Here is a 15,611-nt window from a genome sequence, read left to right as displayed (position 1 = left end):
GCGATACCTCTATTTGATTGTCTGAGAGATAGGCACGGACAACCTCGCAGACAAATGCAAAATCTGGAAGTTTAGCTTCGAAAAAATGGATGGGCGTGCCACATCCCCCACCCTTTCTGCCCTGCTCCGATTGCCATGCGGGCCTCCTCCGAAATGGCGCCCGAAATCGCGATTGCCAGCCCGCCCCCTTTGGGCATACCTTGCTTAAACATGTGCGAAGTAATGCAAAAAGGGGAAAGCATGCATCGGACTGTTATCGTGACAGGCTCCACAAGCGGCATCGGCCTTGCCATCGCCCAGAGGTTTGCGAGAGAAGGCGCGAATATCGTGCTGAACGGCTTCGGCGACGAAGACGAGATCGAAAAACTGCGCCTTTTGCTGGAAGCCGAAAGCGGCGGGCGCGTGCTTTACCACCCGGCGGATATGACCAAACCGGACGAAATCGCTGATCTCATCAATTCCTCAAATGAAAAACTCGGTTCAGTCGATGTGCTCGTCAACAATGCCGGCATTCAGCACATCGCCCCTATCGAGGAGTTTCCGCCCGAAAAATGGGACTGGATCATCGCCATCAATCTGACCAGTTCCTTTCATACCATGCGCGCTGCGATACCGCTGATGAAGAAGGCCGGCAAAGGCCGTATCATCAATATCGCCTCCGCCCACGGTCTCGTCGCCTCGCCGTTCAAATCGGCCTATGTGGCGGCCAAACACGGGATCATGGGCCTGACGAAGACCGCAGCGCTTGAGCTTGCGCAGACCGGCGTTACCGTCAACGCCATTTGTCCCGGTTATGTGCTGACGCCGCTCGTCGAAAAACAGATACCGGAAATGGCCAAGGTGCGCGGCATCAGCGAAGAGTCGGTGAAGAACGACGTGATGCTGGAATTGCAGGCGACCAAGCAATTCGTCACCGTCGATGACGTGGCGGCGGCAGCGGTTTTTCTGGCAAGCGACGCCGCAAGCAACATCACCGGCACGCATATTTCCGTGGATGGCGGCTGGACGGCGCAATAATTGCCAGATTTTCTTTCCGTAATGGAAACAATGAATTGCCAAAACGGAAATCGATATACGCCTGCGGGCGTGCATAGATGTGCAGGAACAATGACAAGAAACCGGCTCGGTAGCCGGTCAAAAAAGCAGGGCAGTGCATGAACGACGCGATCAGCTTCATCCTCAACAGCGAAACGATTTCGCTGAAGGAATTCGGACCGACAGACACGCTTCTCGATTATCTCCGCCTGAAAAGGCGGCTGACCGGGACGAAGGAAGGCTGCGCCGAAGGCGACTGCGGCGCCTGCACGGTGCTGGTCGGACGGCTTGTCGATGGTTCGCTGCGTTATGAAAGCGTCAATGCCTGCATCCGCTTTTTAGGCTCGCTGCACGCCACCCATATCGTGACGGTAGAACATCTGGCTGGCCGCGATGGCACGCTCCACCCCGTGCAGCAGGCGATGGTGGATTTCCACGGTTCGCAATGCGGTTTCTGTACGCCGGGCTTCATCATGTCGCTTTACGGCCTCTGGCTTACCAGCGAAAACCCCACGCGGGCAGACATCGAAAAAGCGCTGCAAGGCAATCTCTGTCGATGCACGGGTTACGAGCCGATCGTGCGGGCCGCCGAAAAGATCGCAACCGCCCGCCCGAGCGCGCTGTTCGACCCGCTGCAACGCGACCGCACCGATATCATGGCAAGGCTCTGGGCCATCCGCGCCAACGAGACGATCGTGGTGACGCGCGGCGATGACAGAACCATCATTCCGGCGACACTCGCTGATCTGACCGAAATCTACGCAGCCGAACCCAAGGCGACCATCGTCGCCGGCTCCACCGATGTCGGTCTTTGGGTGACGAAGCAGATGCGAGCGCTGAACCCGGTGATCTTCATCAACAATCTCGGGGATCTGCAGGGTATTATCGTGGACGAGGAAGGTGTCACGCTCGGCGCCGGCGTCACCTACAGTCAGGCCTTCAAGATCATCGCACAGCATTTTCCGCCGCTTGCCCGGCTGTTCGACCGCCTCGGCGGCGAGCAGGTGCGCAACATGGGAACCATCGGCGGTAACATCGCCAACGGTTCGCCCATCGGCGATACGCCCCCGGCGCTCATCGCGCTCGACGCGACGCTGACGCTCCGTTCCTCTTCCGGTAACCGCACCTTACCGCTGGAAAGCTATTTCATCGATTATGGCAAACAGGATCGGCTGAGCGGCGAATTCGTCGAAAAACTCTTCATCCCGTTCCAGAGACCTGAAAGCCATTACGCCGTCTACAAGATTTCCAAGCGGCGCGACGAGGATATTTCCGCCCTCTGCGCCGCCTTCAATCTGACGCTCGACGCCGACGGCACCGTCGAAGATATCCGCATCGCCTTTGGCGGCATGGCCGGCACACCGAAACGGGCAGCAAATCTTGAGGCAGCACTTCTCGGCAAACCCTGGTCGCAGGACACGATCGACGCGGCGCGTGACACGCTGGACGATGATTTCACCCCGCTGACGGACTGGCGCGCCACTGCCGAATACCGGCAACTGACGGCCAAGAACCTGCTGACGCGGTTCTTCCTCGAGACTTCGGGCGAAATGCAGGAACTTGCACGCTTCACTCTGGAGGAGGCTTGAACCATGGACACGACAAGCTTCGACAAGACCAAGACCGAAATCGACGGCCCGATGCATGCGTCGCTTCGGCACGATTCCGCCCATAAGCATGTAACCGGCAGCGCGGAATATATCGACGATATTCCCGAACCCGCCGGCCTCGTTCACGGTGCACTCGGCCTTTCCGACCGCGCGCATGCCGAAATAGTCTCGATCGACCTTTCCGAGGTGGAAGCCGCACCCGGCGTGCTCTGGGTGATGGTTGCCAAGGATGTGCCCGGCGAAAACGATGTTTCCTCCGGCGGGCGTCATGACGAACCGCTGCTTGCGGAAACCAAGGTGGAATTCCACGGCCAGCCGATCTTCGCGGTGTTTGCCGAAACCCGCGATATTGCCAGAAGGGCCGCACGCAAGGCGAAGATCACCTACAAGGACCTGCCGCATTTCACCGATATCGATACCGCGATTGAAAATGGCGGCGCGTTGGTTGTCGACCCGATGACGCTGAAGCGTGGCGACGCCAAGCTGGAAATGGATGTTGCGCCCCGCCGGCTCACCGGCACGATGCGCATCGGCGGGCAGGAGCATTTCTATCTCGAAAGCCACGTCGCCATGGCTGTGCCGGGTGAGGATGACGAGGTGACCGTGTGGAGTTCCACCCAGCATCCGAGCGAAATCCAGCACATCGTCAGCCATATTCTTCAGGTGCCGTCCAACGCCGTCACCGTGCAGGTGCGCCGCATGGGTGGTGGCTTCGGCGGCAAGGAAACGCAGGGCAACCAGTTCGCCGCCCTTTGCGCCATTGCCGCCAAGAAGCTGAACAGAGCCGTGAAAATCCGCCCCGACCGCGACGAGGACATGACGGCCACCGGCAAGCGCCATGATTTCCGCGTCGATTACGAGCTGGGCTTCGATGAGGAAGGCCGCATCCATGCCGTCGACGCCACCTATGCGGCGCGCTGCGGTTTTTCCTCCGATCTGTCCGGCCCGGTGACGGACCGCGCGCTGTTTCACGCCGATTCCAGCTATTTCTATCCGCATGTGCATCTGACGTCCCGGCCGCTGAAAACCCACACCGTCTCCAACACCGCCTTTCGCGGTTTCGGTGGCCCGCAGGGCATGCTCGGGGCTGAACGTTTCATCGAGGAGATCGCCTACGCCGTCGGCAAGGATCCGCTCGATATCCGCAAGCTCAATTTCTATGAAGAGACCGGCTCGGGCCGCACCACGACGCCTTATCATCAGGAGGTCGAGGACAACGTCATCGCCCGCGTCGTCGAGGAACTGGAAACCTCGAGCGAGTATCGCGCGCGCCGGCAGGCGATTATCGAGTTCAACAAAACCAACCCGATCATCCGCAAGGGCATAGCGCTGACGCCGGTTAAGTTCGGCATCTCCTTCACCCTCACTGCCTTCAACCAGGCGGGGGCGTTGGTGCATATCTACAATGACGGCTCGATCCACCTGAACCATGGTGGCACCGAAATGGGCCAGGGCCTTTACACCAAGGTGGCGCAGGTGGTGGCCGATGCCTTCCAGGTGGATATCGGCCGGGTAAAGATAACAGCCACGACCACAGGCAAGGTGCCCAACACCTCGGCCACCGCCGCCTCATCCGGCACTGACCTCAACGGCATGGCGGCCTATGACGCCGCCCGCCAGATCCGCGAACGGCTGGTCAAATTCGCCGCTGAAAACTGGAATGTGCCGGAAGAAGAAGTCGTCTTCCTGCCGAACCGGGTGCGCATCGGGCTTGAAGAAATCGCCTTCAATGATTTCATCAAAAAAGCCTATTTCGCCCGCGTCCAGCTCTCAGCCGCCGGTTTTTACAAGACGCCGAAAATCCACTGGGATCGCGCCGCCGGCCGCGGCACGCCGTTTTATTATTTCGCCTATGGCGCGGCCTGCTCGGAAGTATCGATCGATACACTGACCGGCGAATATATGATGGAACGCACCGATATTCTCCACGATGTCGGCAAGTCGCTGAACCCGGCCATCGATATCGGCCAGGTGGAAGGCGCCTTCGTGCAGGGCATGGGCTGGCTGACGACGGAGGAATTGTGGTGGGACGGCAAGGGGCGGCTGCGCACCCACGCGCCCTCCACCTACAAGATCCCGCTTGCCTCAGACCGGCCGAAAATCTTCAACGTGCAACTGGCGGAATGGTCGGAAAATGCCGAGCCCACCATCGGTCGCTCCAAGGCCGTGGGCGAACCGCCCTTCATGCTGGCGATTTCGGTTCTCGAAGCGCTCTCCATGGCCGTCGCCTCCGTCGCCGACTACAAGGTCTGCCCGCGGCTTGACGCGCCGGCAACGCCCGAGCGGGTGCTGATGGCGGTGGAACGGTTAAAGAAGGTGTGAGGGGAGACACATGACCTCCCTCTCCAGCTTCCTCGCGCAATACCCCGCTGCGATCCTCGTGGAAATCGAGTCCGTCAAAGGCTCATCGCCGCGCGAGGCCGGAACCTTCATGCTGGTCTCGCAAAACGGCCTGTGGGAAACCATCGGCGGCGGGCAGTTCGAATATATGGCGATAGACCACGCCCGCGCCATGTTGCGGACAGGTGCCACCGAAGACCACTTGGATATTCCGCTTGGACCGGAAATCGGCCAATGCTGCGGCGGGCGCACCTTGCTCCGGTTCCGGCTGATAACGGCGGAAATCGCGGCAGCGCTCGAGGCAAGGCTGAAGGGCGAAGCCGAACAACAGCCGGCCATCTTCATTTTCGGGGCGGGTCATGTCGGCAAGGCGCTGGCGCAGGCTCTGTCGCTCCTGCCCTTGACCCTGACAGTCGTGGAAACGCGTGAGAACGAGCTGCACGATCTTCCGCAGGAGGTCACATCCGTGCTGACCCCCATGCCGGAGGCGCTCGTTGCGAAAATCCCGGCAAACGGGGCTGCGATCATCGTCACCCACGATCACGCGCTTGATTTCCTCATCGCCAGGGAAGCGCTGGCCCGCGACGATCTCGCTTATGTCGGCATGATTGGCTCCAAGACCAAACGCGCCACCTTCGCCCATTGGCTGGAGCGGGAGGGCGAGCCCCCTTCCCGCCTTGAAAAACTCGTCCTGCCCATCGGTGGCAATGGCGTCAGGGACAAGCGGCCTGCAATCATAGCGGCCCTTGTGGCAGCCGAGTTACTGCAAGCATTTTCCGCTGCCGAAACCCGTCGCAACGAAAATCAACGCGGCCATCCTCAAGACCAAGATCACGCTTGAGCCCGTCGGGCAAGCTTTCATCCGCCAGATTGTCTGGTGCCAGGCTTTCAAGGGTAAACCGTTCCGCTGTCCGCAGACCCGCACGCATGCGGGACCACGCGCGCAAGATTGCTGTGCGCATGTTCGTCTCCATTTAAAAAATGTCAGAAGCTCAGTTGATGAATTGGGCTAAAAATGCTCTGTTTTCCGGATAAAAACCAATGAAACCTTTGGCAGTTGACATAAAGAGAACTTATCCATGAAAATGTCCCGCCAGTTCCCCCTGAACGCCCTGCGCGTGTTCGAAGCCGCCGCCCGACATCTCAGCTTCACCAAGGCCGGTGAGGAACTGGGCATGACGCAGACGGCGGTCAGCTATCAGGTGAAACTGCTGGAGGAGAATGTTGGCGAGCCGCTCTTCATCAGGAAGGCACGGCAGGTTGTGCTGACCGAGGCCGGGCAGAAACTGGCGCCGAAGGTTGCGGAAGCCTTCAACACTTTACGGGAGGCCGTCGATAATGTGCGCGACACCTCCGACACCACCCTGACCATTCACTCCACCGCCACTTTCGCATCGCGCTGGCTTTCGCGGCATCTGGGAGCTTTCCAGCTGGAACATCCCTCCATCGCCGTGCGGCTCGATACATCAAGCGCGCTGATCGATTTTACGCAGTCCGATTGCGATGTCGCCATCCGCTGGAGCAGCGACGATGGCAAAGGGCTGGTCTATCATCGACTGCTGCGGGGCGTTTATACGCCGATGCTGCATCCGAACCTTGCCGAAACCATCGGCGGATTAAAAAAGCCGGAGGATCTTCTGCGCCTGCGCATCATCGATCCCGGCGATATCTGGTGGAGCCAATGGTTCCGGGAAGTTGGCGTCGAAAATCCGGGCCTCGACCGTTATCCGCGCAGCCGCCTCAACGTGCAGGCCTTCGAAGCTGCAGCGGCCATCGCCAACCAGGGGGTGGCCATGCTCACCCCGGAACTCTATGCGGACGAGATTGCACTCGGCCGGCTTTATCAGCCCTTCGAGCACCTCAGCAGCGAAGGAAAACACTATTGGCTCGTTTATCCTGAAAACCGCAGGAACATTCGCAAGATAAGGCTGTTTCGCGACTGGATATTGAAGCGGATCGAAGAAAACTGGCCGCAAACGTCTTAATACCCCATGTCCGGCGCATAAAAACAGCGCGGCGTATCCTCGTCCGGAAACAGGCAGAGATGATATTCGCCATCCTCGGACCGTCTTGCCTCGCGCTGCGACCAGCTGAAGACATGGCGTCGCGTCACCAGTCGATGATCGCCGGGTGCAAGCGAGACCTCGTAACCGTCCTGCGTGACACGAACGCTTCGCGTGGGGATCATCTGGCAATCGCCGGTTTCGGCGTCGCCATTGCAGCAATAGCTTTCATACTTGAACCCCTTGTGGGATTCATGGGCAAGCGCCGTGGCGGTGAATGCCAGCAGCAGGAAAAGGACCGTCAGAACAAGGCGCATCGGCATGGTCTCCGTTGAAAACAACGGCGGCTGCCGGAAGGTCATTGCGTCCCTTTATTCAGAATACAAACATCAACGCGCACCCGGACGCAACGGTACCGGGAACTGCTACACCCGCCCCTGATCTGCCCCACCCCGGGGTTCGCAGCGCCCGCTTTCGGAATGAACCGCCAGCGAAAACATGTCATCGAAGCCTTAAGGCTCCGCAGCCTTATATTTTAGCACATCGGAAGACTGCACAAAGGATAATAGCTGAGTCGCGTTACCCAGCTAAGCACAAACTATGCGGCAAGAGGCGTTCGTTGCAACTTTGCCGGGTTTGCCGCCGCCGGGTCTGCACCTGCACCAAGGTTGTGGACACGAGCGCGCCAGATTGTGAACAATCATCATGCGGCCTTTGCTTTTCCCTTTCCTAACGATCAAATTTCTCGCAATGTGCGCTGCACAAGGATCAGGGGAACCGCATGTACGAATACGCCATTGCGTGGGAATGGATGGCTTTTGCCGTTCGCTGGCTCCACGTCATCACCGCCATCGCCTGGATCGGCTCATCCTTCTATTTCATCGCGCTCGATCTCGGGCTGGTCAAACGGCCGCATCTGCCGCCGGGGGCCTATGGCGAGGAATGGCAGGTGCATGGCGGCGGTTTCTATCACATCCAGAAATATCTGGTCGCCCCCGCCCAGATGCCCGAGCACCTGACTTGGTTCAAATGGGAAAGCTACGTCACCTGGCTTTCAGGCTTTGCCATGCTCTGCATCGTTTATTACGGTGGCGCGGATCTCTTCCTCATCGACCATTCCGTGCTGGCGCTCACCCAGTTTCAGGCCATCTGTCTGTCGCTCGCCTCGCTTGCTATCGGCTGGCTGTTTTACGATTTCCTGTGCAAATCTCCGCTCGGTAACAATACCTGGGGCCTGATGATCGTGCTCTACGTCGCGCTGGTGGCGATGGCCTGGGGTTATACGCAGGTCTTCACCGGCCGCGCCGCCTTCCTGCATCTCGGCGCGTTCACAGCCACCATCATGTCGGCGAACGTGTTCTTCATCATCATTCCCAACCAGAAGATCGTGGTCGCCGACCTGATCGCCGGGCGCACGCCGGACCCGAAATATGGTCGCATCGCCAAGCAGCGCTCGCTGCACAACAACTATCTGACGCTGCCCGTCATCTTCTTCATGCTGTCGAACCATTATCCGCTGGCCTTCGCCACGCAGTTCAACTGGATCATCGCAGCCCTCGTCTTCCTGATGGGCGTCACCATCCGCCACTGGTTCAACACCACCCATGCCCGCAAGGGTAAGCCGACATGGACCTGGCTGCTGACCGCCCTCATCTTCATCGTCATCATGTGGCTTTCCACCGTGCCGAAAGTGCTGACCGGCGAAGAGGAAGAAAAGGCGGCAACGCTTTCGCCGATGCAGCAGCAATTCGTCAGCGATGCCCATTTCGCCAAAGCCCGCGATGTGGTTCAGGGCCGCTGTTCCATGTGCCATGCCGCCGAGCCGGTGTGGGACGGCGTGCCCTTCACACCGAAATCGGTGAAGTTGGAAACCGACGCGCAGATCGCGGCGCACGCCCGCGAAATCTATTTGCAAGCCGGCCGCAGCCATGCCATGCCTCCCGGCAACATCACCGCCATCACCCCGCAAGAGCGCAAAATGCTGACCGCATGGTATGAAAGTGCCGTTGCCGGGGGCAAAGACGCCAAGGAAAAAACCGAATGAGCATGGTTCTGCTGCGTGGCCGCCTGTTGAGCTTCCGCCGCGCGCCGCTCTCCATCGATGATACGCAAAGCTATCTTTACATCGAGGATGGCGGCCTGCTTCTCGAAAACGGCAAGATTGCCGCGATCGGCGATTATGCCGATATTCGCAAACAGGCACCGGAAGACATCGAGGAAAAGGACCACCGACCGCATCTCATCGTGCCGGGCCTTATCGACATGCACCTGCATTTCCCGCAGATGCAGGTCATCGGTTCCTATGCCGCCAATCTTCTCGAATGGCTGAATACCTATACTTTCCCGGAAGAATGCCGTTTCGTTGAAACCGCACATGCGCAGCGCATCGCCACGCATTTTTACGACGAACTTCTGCGCCACGGCACCACCACGGCTGCCGCCTATTGCTCCGTGCACAAGACATCCGCCGACGCCTTTTTCGCGGAAGCCATGAAGCGCGACATGCTGATGATCGGCGGCAAGGTGATGATGGACCGCAACGCCCCGCAGGGCCTGCTGGACACGCCGGAAACCTCCTATGACGAGACCCGGGCCGTCATCGCCGACTGGCATGGCAAGGGCCGCAACCACGTCGCCATCACGCCCCGCTTCGCCATCACCTCCACACCGAAACAGATGGAAGCCGCCCAGGCGCTGGCGCAGGAGTTTCCCGATCTCTTCATCCAGACGCATCTTTCCGAAAATCTGGACGAGATCAAATATACCTGCGAACTCTACCCTGATGCGACCGATTACACCGACATCTATGTGCGCTACGGCCTGATGGGCAACAAGACCCTGCTCGGCCACGCCATTCACCTCTCCGAGCGCGAGGCGGACGTGTTGTCGGAAACCGGCGCCGTGGCGGTGCATTGCCCCACATCGAACCTGTTCATCGGCTCCGGCCTGTTCCCGATGAAAAAGCTGCAGCGTCGCGAAAAGCCGGTGCGGATCGCGGTTGCGACCGATATCGGCGGCGGATCGAGTTATTCGATGCTGCGCACCATGGATGAGGCCTACAAGGTCCAACAATTGCTGGGCGAGCGCCTGAACCCGCTGGAAAGCTGGTATCTGATGACGCGCGGCAATGCCGAAGCTCTCTCCATGGTCGACCGCATCGGCACGCTCGACGCCGGCACGGACGCCGACATAACCGTGCTGAACGCCTCCTCCACGCCCGCCATGGCGTTGAAGATGGAAGTGGTGAAAAGCCTGACCGAAGAACTGTTCCTGATGCTGACCATGGGCGACGACCGCACCGTCGTCGAGACCTATGTGGCCGGCAAGGCGATGAAAAGCACGCTTGCATAGTTCGGCTGAGGCCGAAACATTCGGCCTCAGCCTTCATTATACCGGCCAAAATGCGAATGACTTCTGGAGTGCGCCGTGCCGGATTTTGAGACAACCACCATGATCATGGTTTTCGCGACATTCATTGTCGCGGGCATCGTCAAGGGCGTGACCGGCATGGGCCTGCCGACCGTAGCCATGGGTGTGCTCGGTCTTTTCATGCCGCCGGTGGTCGCAGCGGGTCTGCTCATCCTGCCCTCCTTCATCACCAATATCTGGCAATTGCTGGCCGGGCCGGATTTTAAGGCCATCGTTTCGCGGCTCTGGCCGATGATGATCGCCATTGCCGCCGGCACCCTTCTCGGCATCCGGCTGATGACGGCTGGCACCGGGGTCTGGACCACCTCGGCGCTCGGATTGTGTCTTGCGGCTTACGCGGCCTATAGCCTTCTTGCAAAACCCTTTGCCATTCCCGCGCGGCTGGAACCGAAGCTCTCCCCGGCCGTGGGGCTGGCGACCGGCCTTCTGACCGGCGGAACCGGAATTTTCGTCGTGCCCGCCGTGCCCTATATCCAGTCGCTCGGTTTTACCCGCGACGATCTCGTGCAGGCGCTCGGCCTTTCCTTCACCGTCTCGACCATCGCGCTCGCGGCTGGCCTTGCCTCTCAGGATGCCTTCCGCGTCGAGCACCTGTCGCTTTCAGCGCTCGCCGTTCTGCCGGCGCTTCTCGGCATGTGGCTCGGCCAGAAAATCCGTCGCATCGTAAGCCCCGCGACATTCCGGCGCTGGTTCCTCATCTGCCTGCTTTTGCTGGGGGCCGAGCTGTTTTTGCGGGCTTTCTGGGGGTGAAATAACGACGATTTTTATGTCGCAACCACCGCAACCATGATACATGAAGCCAACATTCAAATGTGAAGGCTTTATCCATGGGCAAAATCCTGACCATCGCAGACCTGAAGAAACAGGCCGAGCGCCGTGTGCCGAAGATGTTTTTCGACTATGCCGATAGCGGTGCGTGGACGGAAAGCACCTACCGCGCCAACGAGGAAGACTTCGCCAGGATAAAGCTGCGCCAGCGCGTGATGGTGGATATGACCGACCGGTCGCTGGCCACCGAAATGGTCGGCCAGAAGGTGTCCATGCCCGTGGCACTTTCCCCCACCGGCATGACCGGTATGCAGCATGCCGATGGCGAAATGCTTGCCGCAAAGGCAGCGGAGGAATTCGGCGTGCCTTTCACGCTGTCCACCATGAGCATCTGCTCCATCGAGGATGTCGCCTCCGTCACCTCGAAACCCTTCTGGTTCCAGCTTTACGTGATGAAGGACCGGGATTTCGTCAATAATCTGATCGACCGCGCAAAGGCGGCCAAGTGCTCCGCGCTGGTGCTGACGCTCGACCTGCAGGTTCTCGGCCAGCGCCACAAGGATTTGCGCAACGGCCTTTCCGCACCGCCGAAATTCACCCCGAAACACATCTGGCAGATGGCGACGCGGCCGAAATGGTGCCTCGACATGCTGCGCACGCAACGCCGCAGCTTCGGCAACATCGTCGGCCACGCCAAGAATGTCTCCGACCTGTCATCGCTCTCTTCCTGGACAGCCGAGCAATTCGATCCGCGCCTATCGTGGAAGGATGTCGAATGGATCAAGCAGCGCTGGGGCGGCAAACTGATCCTCAAGGGCATCCTTGACGAGGAAGATGCGCGCGCATCCCTCGATACCGGCGCGGACGCCATCATCGTCTCCAACCACGGCGGCCGCCAGCTCGACGGCGCGCATTCATCCATCGCCATGCTGCCGAAGATCGTCGATGCCGTCGGCGACAGGGTCGAGGTGCATATGGATGGCGGCATCCGCTCCGGACAGGACGTGCTGAAAGCGGTCGCACTCGGCGCCAAGGGCACCTATATCGGCCGCCCGTTCCTGTATGGCCTCGGCGCCGATGGCAAACAGGGCGTGACGACAGCGCTTGAGATCATCCGCAAGGAAATGGATATCAGCATGGCGCTTTGCGGCAAACGGCTGATCACCGATGTGGACCGCAGTATTCTGGCGTGATGGTGACGACACAGTAGACGGGACAAAGCTCGACGCCGGTGCGCCGGCAAGACTCTTGCCGATACGCTTCCTCCCTCATCCCTGTGCTTGTCACAGGGATCCAGCCAGCCCAAGTCTTTGGGCTGAAAGGGCTTTCCCCGCCACGCAGACGCGCGCCGGCTGGATTCCTGTGACAAGCACAGGAATGAGGTTGAGCTCAATGCCCCACCGTCTTCGAAAACACATTGACGATCACCACGCCCGTGATGATGAATCCGAGGCCGATGACAGCCGCGAGATCCAGCGTCTGGCGGAACACGAAATATCCAATGCCGGAAATCAGCACTATGCCCAGCCCGCTCCAGATCGCATAAGCGACACCGACCGGCAGCGCGCGCAGCGTGAACGACAGAAGATAAAAGGCCGCGCCATAAAACAGCGCCATCAGCACCGTCGGCAACAGCTTAGTGAATTGTTGCGACTGTTGTAGGAACGACGTCGCGATGACCTCGCAAACAATGGCCGCGACAAGCGCCCCATAGGTAAAAACAGCCGCGTTCATCGTTCCATTTCCTTTTTCGTCTGGGCGATCATCCGGGCCTTGAGAACCGCCCTGTCGCCACCTGCCTTGCCGTCATCGGCCAGAAGATCGGCAAACCATATGCCGTCAGCCGCAAGCCGCACGAGTTCCAGTACCACCCCGTCATCCGTTTCTTTATGACGGATGAGACGCCCCTCGAACCAGCGTGTCCACATCCGCCGAAGCGACGGTTCACTGATCATCGACACCGACAGCGCAGCCCATTGCCTGCCCGATTCCCGGTCGCGATCAGCAAAAACGGCGTTCACATATGCGCGGGTGAAGCATCCATGGGCTTCACGATCCTGTGAGATGAGCACGTCGATTTCCGCATCCAGCGCCGCCAACAGGTCCGCCATGACAGCTTCAAGCAAGGCCTGCTTGGAGGCAAAATGGTGAAACAGGCCACCCTTCGTCACCCCCGCCGCATCCGCCACCGCCTGCACGGAAAGTGCCGCAACACCCTGATCGGCAGCAAGTTTCGCCGCGCAATCGAGAAGATTGCGACGGACGAGTTCGGGCTGCTTCTTGCGTTCGTGTGCATTTTTCATGTTTCGAAACATACCGGATGGTTGGTTTCTTTTCAAGGAAATTGTAGAGGCCGCGTGCGGGTTGAAATTCATACTTAATTAAGCATGAAAACGATCTCTAAAGTTTTAACGGTTTTGTTGCCGGAAAGTGTCAGTAAAACTTCGCCCATTGCGGCGATCGAACAAAAAGGGGTGGATCATGTCGGGAACGATCAGACGGGGAATGGCGGGTGCATGGGTATTCGCACTCGCCTTCTTTTGCGCGATCCTCTCGTTGCAGGCATCGCCCGCCAACGCCGGTTACGCCCATTTCATCATGGACGCCAATACCGGCAAGGTTCTCGCCGCGCAGAATGCCGATGTGCTGAACCACCCCGCCTCGCTGACCAAGATGATGACGCTCTACATGACGTTTGAGGCGCTGCATGCCGGAAGGCTCCGCTGGGACCAGAAGATAACCATGTCCAAGAACGGCGCAGCCACCATTCCCTCGAAGCTTTATGTGCGACAGGGCCAGACCTTCACCGTGCGCGAGGCCGTCTATGGCATGATCGTCAAATCCGCCAATGACATGGCGGAAGGCATGGGCGATCATCTCGGCGGCTCCGAGGCGAGGTTCGCCGAAATGATGACCCGCAAGGCCCGCCAGCTCGGCATGACGAAGACTGTCTTCCGCAACGCCTCCGGCCTGCCCAGCAAATCGCAGGTGACGACGGCGCGCGACATGGCGCGGCTCGGCCTTGCCCTGCAGCGGGATTTTCCCAAGGAATACGGCCTCTTCGCCATGGAATCCTTCAGCTTCAGGGGCAAACGCATCCGTGGCCACAACAATCTGATGTATCGCTACAACGGCATGGACGGCATCAAGACCGGTTACACCAATGCCTCCGGCTTCAACCTCGTCAGCGCCATCAATGATAACGGCCGCCGCGTCGTCGGCGTCGTGCTGGGAGGCAAGACCGCACGCAGCCGCGATGCACAGATGGCCGCCCTTCTGGACAAGGCCATGCCGCAAGCCTCGAGAGGCCGCGGCAACACACAGCTGGTGGCTAGCGCCAATGTCAGCCGCACATTCGATGCCGTTCCCCCTGCATCCATAACCCCCAAAGCTGTACCATTGCCGATGTTTGCCGAACGCCGCAGCGACCCGGTCGCCATGCAGATCGCCACGGCCAACAGCCAGATGGCAGACATGATCCAGGTCTCGGCAATCCCCAAACCCGCACCTGCTGCTCCATCTGCCGGTCAACGCAGCCGCTGGGAAGTGCAGATCGCCGCCACCGACAGCGAAGCCGCCGCCCGCTCGCTGCTCGCCAATGCCCGCTCCAACATCGCGGGAAGTTATGCCGGGATCGCACCTTACACCGAAGCGGTGCAGAGCGGATCGGCAACGCTCTACCGCGCCCGCTTCACCGGTTTCGAAGACCAGTCCTCCGCGGTTTCCGCCTGCAAGGAACTGAAGGCGCAGTCTTATACCTGCGTGGTAATGAACAGCGAGGGGTGAGGATCAGTAGTGGAAGCGGCATTGATGAATAATCAGGACCGTTTTTTCCCCTTCGCCGCGAAGCTCATAAACAAGCCGATGCTCCTGCGAAATCCGACGTGACCAGAGGCCCTTCAACTGAAAACGCAACGGCTCGGGTTTTCCGATGCCTTCGAATGGATGCCGCCGGCAATCCTTTATGAGTTCGTTGATGCGTTCCAGCATCTTGCGATCATATTGCTGCCAGTGAAGATAATCTTCCCAGCCCCGATGGCTCCAGCCGAGAGCAATCGCGCCCTTTTGCTGCATGAGAGTTTCTCCTGATAGAAGCTCGCACTCATGCGCGATTGGTTGTGAAAAATCAGTCGACCAGATCATGGCTTTCGAAAACGCCGGCGTCCACATCGGACATCGACTTTCGAAGTCTGGCAAAATTCTCCGGCGACGAGCAAAGATGCAGCGTTTCCATCAAACCTTCGTATTCATCCTTATCGATAAGGACGGCAGACGGCTTGTCGCGCCGGACAATTTCCACGGCGACACGATCCTGCGCCACTTCATCCAGAAGTGATGCAAGGGATTCGCGTGCTTTTGAAAACATCACCGTGCGCATGATTGTACCTCGACTGAGTTGTACGATAAATAGTACAACTCTTCGGGC

General features: G+C 59.2%; 15 protein-coding genes. 10 read left to right on the top strand and 5 right to left on the bottom strand.

Annotation, left to right across the window (positions count from 1 at the left end):
* Positions 1–240: 240 nt before the first annotated feature.
* The 5 genes from RBH10_RS11240 to RBH10_RS11220 all read left to right on the top strand — a co-directional run bounded on the left by RBH10_RS11240 (position 241) and on the right by RBH10_RS11220 (position 6,970).
* On the top strand, positions 241–1,017 hold the full coding sequence (locus RBH10_RS11240) for a 3-hydroxybutyrate dehydrogenase (protein ID WP_281037159.1): 777 nt from the start codon (positions 241–243) through the stop codon (positions 1,015–1,017).
* Positions 1,018–1,154: 137 nt separating this feature from the next.
* Positions 1,155–2,624 (top strand): xanthine dehydrogenase small subunit, encoded by a 1,470-nt coding sequence (xdhA, locus tag RBH10_RS11235; protein WP_281037160.1) that lies wholly within the window; start codon positions 1,155–1,157, stop codon positions 2,622–2,624.
* A 3-nt stretch (positions 2,625–2,627) separates the two neighbouring features.
* The gene (gene xdhB, locus RBH10_RS11230; RefSeq protein ID WP_281037161.1) at positions 2,628–4,967 is read left to right on the top strand and encodes a xanthine dehydrogenase molybdopterin binding subunit; all 2,340 of its coding nucleotides are present in this window, start codon (positions 2,628–2,630) and stop codon (positions 4,965–4,967) included.
* A 10-nt stretch (positions 4,968–4,977) separates the two neighbouring features.
* On the top strand, positions 4,978–5,826 hold the full coding sequence (xdhC, locus tag RBH10_RS11225) for a xanthine dehydrogenase accessory protein XdhC (RefSeq protein WP_281037162.1): 849 nt from the start codon (positions 4,978–4,980) through the stop codon (positions 5,824–5,826).
* Positions 5,827–6,064: 238 nt separating this feature from the next.
* Positions 6,065–6,970, top strand: a complete 906-nt coding sequence (locus RBH10_RS11220; RefSeq protein ID WP_281037163.1) for a LysR substrate-binding domain-containing protein — start codon at positions 6,065–6,067, stop codon at positions 6,968–6,970.
* Here RBH10_RS11220 and RBH10_RS11215 read toward each other — a convergent pair.
* Positions 6,967–7,305 carry a hypothetical protein gene (locus RBH10_RS11215; protein ID WP_281037164.1) on the bottom strand — a complete coding sequence of 113 codons (339 nt, stop codon included), beginning with the start codon at positions 7,303–7,305 and terminating at the stop codon, positions 6,967–6,969. The two genes, RBH10_RS11220 and RBH10_RS11215, sit on opposite strands and share 4 nt — an antisense overlap.
* 464 nt (positions 7,306–7,769) lie before the next feature.
* On the opposite strand from RBH10_RS11215, the gene puuD reads away from it, so the two are divergent.
* The 4 genes from puuD (at position 7,770) to RBH10_RS11195 (ending at position 12,378) form a co-directional block, all read left to right on the top strand.
* Entirely contained in the window at positions 7,770–9,032 is a 1,263-nt protein-coding gene (gene puuD / locus RBH10_RS11210; protein ID WP_281037165.1) for a urate hydroxylase PuuD, read from the top strand.
* Complete coding sequence (guaD, locus tag RBH10_RS11205; RefSeq protein WP_281037166.1) at positions 9,029–10,339, top strand: guanine deaminase; 1,311 nt, start codon at positions 9,029–9,031, stop codon at positions 10,337–10,339. Before puuD ends, guaD begins: the two co-directional genes overlap by 4 nt.
* 105 nt (positions 10,340–10,444) lie before the next feature.
* A complete protein-coding gene (locus RBH10_RS11200) occupies positions 10,445–11,167 on the top strand; it encodes a sulfite exporter TauE/SafE family protein (protein WP_281037393.1) in 723 nt (240 codons plus the stop codon).
* A 77-nt stretch (positions 11,168–11,244) separates the two neighbouring features.
* On the top strand, positions 11,245–12,378 hold the full coding sequence (locus RBH10_RS11195; RefSeq protein WP_281037167.1) for an alpha-hydroxy acid oxidase: 1,134 nt from the start codon (positions 11,245–11,247) through the stop codon (positions 12,376–12,378).
* A 196-nt stretch (positions 12,379–12,574) separates the two neighbouring features.
* Here RBH10_RS11195 and RBH10_RS11190 read toward each other — a convergent pair whose 3' ends face one another.
* A complete protein-coding gene (locus RBH10_RS11190) occupies positions 12,575–12,919 on the bottom strand; it encodes a multidrug efflux SMR transporter (protein ID WP_045017491.1) in 345 nt (114 codons plus the stop codon).
* Complete coding sequence (locus RBH10_RS11185; protein WP_281037168.1) at positions 12,916–13,500, bottom strand: TetR/AcrR family transcriptional regulator; 585 nt, start codon at positions 13,498–13,500, stop codon at positions 12,916–12,918. The genes RBH10_RS11190 and RBH10_RS11185 overlap by 4 nt, the downstream gene beginning before the upstream one ends.
* A gap of 190 nt (positions 13,501–13,690) precedes the next feature.
* On the opposite strand from RBH10_RS11185, the gene RBH10_RS11180 reads away from it, so the two are divergent.
* Positions 13,691–14,971, top strand: coding sequence for a D-alanyl-D-alanine carboxypeptidase (locus RBH10_RS11180; protein WP_281037394.1), 1,281 nt, complete (start codon positions 13,691–13,693; stop codon positions 14,969–14,971).
* 3 nt (positions 14,972–14,974) lie between these two features.
* Here the strand turns inward: RBH10_RS11180 and RBH10_RS11175 are convergent, their stop codons facing one another.
* Both RBH10_RS11175 and RBH10_RS11170 read right to left on the bottom strand, forming a co-directional pair.
* Positions 14,975–15,259: a Txe/YoeB family addiction module toxin gene (locus RBH10_RS11175; protein ID WP_281037395.1), complete on the bottom strand. Its 285-nt coding sequence runs from the start codon at positions 15,257–15,259 to the stop codon at positions 14,975–14,977.
* Between the two features lie 52 nt (positions 15,260–15,311).
* Complete coding sequence (locus RBH10_RS11170) at positions 15,312–15,563, bottom strand: type II toxin-antitoxin system Phd/YefM family antitoxin (RefSeq protein ID WP_045017497.1); 252 nt, start codon at positions 15,561–15,563, stop codon at positions 15,312–15,314.
* Positions 15,564–15,611 lie beyond the last annotated feature (48 nt).

Origin of the sequence: Rhizobium sp. AN73, from assembly GCF_030757975.1 — a bacterium.
GTDB lineage: Bacteria > Pseudomonadota > Alphaproteobacteria > Rhizobiales > Rhizobiaceae > Agrobacterium > Agrobacterium arsenijevicii.
Note: the sequence above shows the minus strand (reverse complement) of the source record. Positions and strands in the feature narration are given on the sequence as shown.

What these genes read in the sequence shown, in the direction of transcription:
- RBH10_RS11200 (WP_281037393.1), top strand. Translation starts at nt 10,445, where the DNA reads ATGGTTTTCGCGACATTCATTGTCGCGGGCATCGTCAAGGGCGTGACC.
- RBH10_RS11190 (WP_045017491.1), bottom strand. Translation starts at nt 12,919, where the DNA reads ATGAACGCGGCTGTTTTTACCTATGGGGCGCTTGTCGCGGCCATTGTT.
- xdhA (WP_281037160.1), top strand. Translation starts at nt 1,155, where the DNA reads ATGAACGACGCGATCAGCTTCATCCTCAACAGCGAAACGATTTCGCTG.
- RBH10_RS11215 (WP_281037164.1), bottom strand. Translation starts at nt 7,305, where the DNA reads ATGCGCCTTGTTCTGACGGTCCTTTTCCTGCTGCTGGCATTCACCGCC.
- xdhB (WP_281037161.1), top strand. Translation starts at nt 2,628, where the DNA reads ATGGACACGACAAGCTTCGACAAGACCAAGACCGAAATCGACGGCCCG.
- RBH10_RS11195 (WP_281037167.1), top strand. Translation starts at nt 11,245, where the DNA reads ATGGGCAAAATCCTGACCATCGCAGACCTGAAGAAACAGGCCGAGCGC.
- guaD (WP_281037166.1), top strand. Translation starts at nt 9,029, where the DNA reads ATGAGCATGGTTCTGCTGCGTGGCCGCCTGTTGAGCTTCCGCCGCGCG.
- RBH10_RS11175 (WP_281037395.1), bottom strand. Translation starts at nt 15,259, where the DNA reads ATGCAGCAAAAGGGCGCGATTGCTCTCGGCTGGAGCCATCGGGGCTGG.
- RBH10_RS11185 (WP_281037168.1), bottom strand. Translation starts at nt 13,500, where the DNA reads ATGTTTCGAAACATGAAAAATGCACACGAACGCAAGAAGCAGCCCGAA.
- RBH10_RS11170 (WP_045017497.1), bottom strand. Translation starts at nt 15,563, where the DNA reads ATGCGCACGGTGATGTTTTCAAAAGCACGCGAATCCCTTGCATCACTT.
- RBH10_RS11180 (WP_281037394.1), top strand. Translation starts at nt 13,691, where the DNA reads ATGGCGGGTGCATGGGTATTCGCACTCGCCTTCTTTTGCGCGATCCTC.
- puuD (WP_281037165.1), top strand. Translation starts at nt 7,770, where the DNA reads ATGTACGAATACGCCATTGCGTGGGAATGGATGGCTTTTGCCGTTCGC.
- RBH10_RS11240 (WP_281037159.1), top strand. Translation starts at nt 241, where the DNA reads ATGCATCGGACTGTTATCGTGACAGGCTCCACAAGCGGCATCGGCCTT.
- xdhC (WP_281037162.1), top strand. Translation starts at nt 4,978, where the DNA reads ATGACCTCCCTCTCCAGCTTCCTCGCGCAATACCCCGCTGCGATCCTC.
- RBH10_RS11220 (WP_281037163.1), top strand. Translation starts at nt 6,065, where the DNA reads ATGAAAATGTCCCGCCAGTTCCCCCTGAACGCCCTGCGCGTGTTCGAA.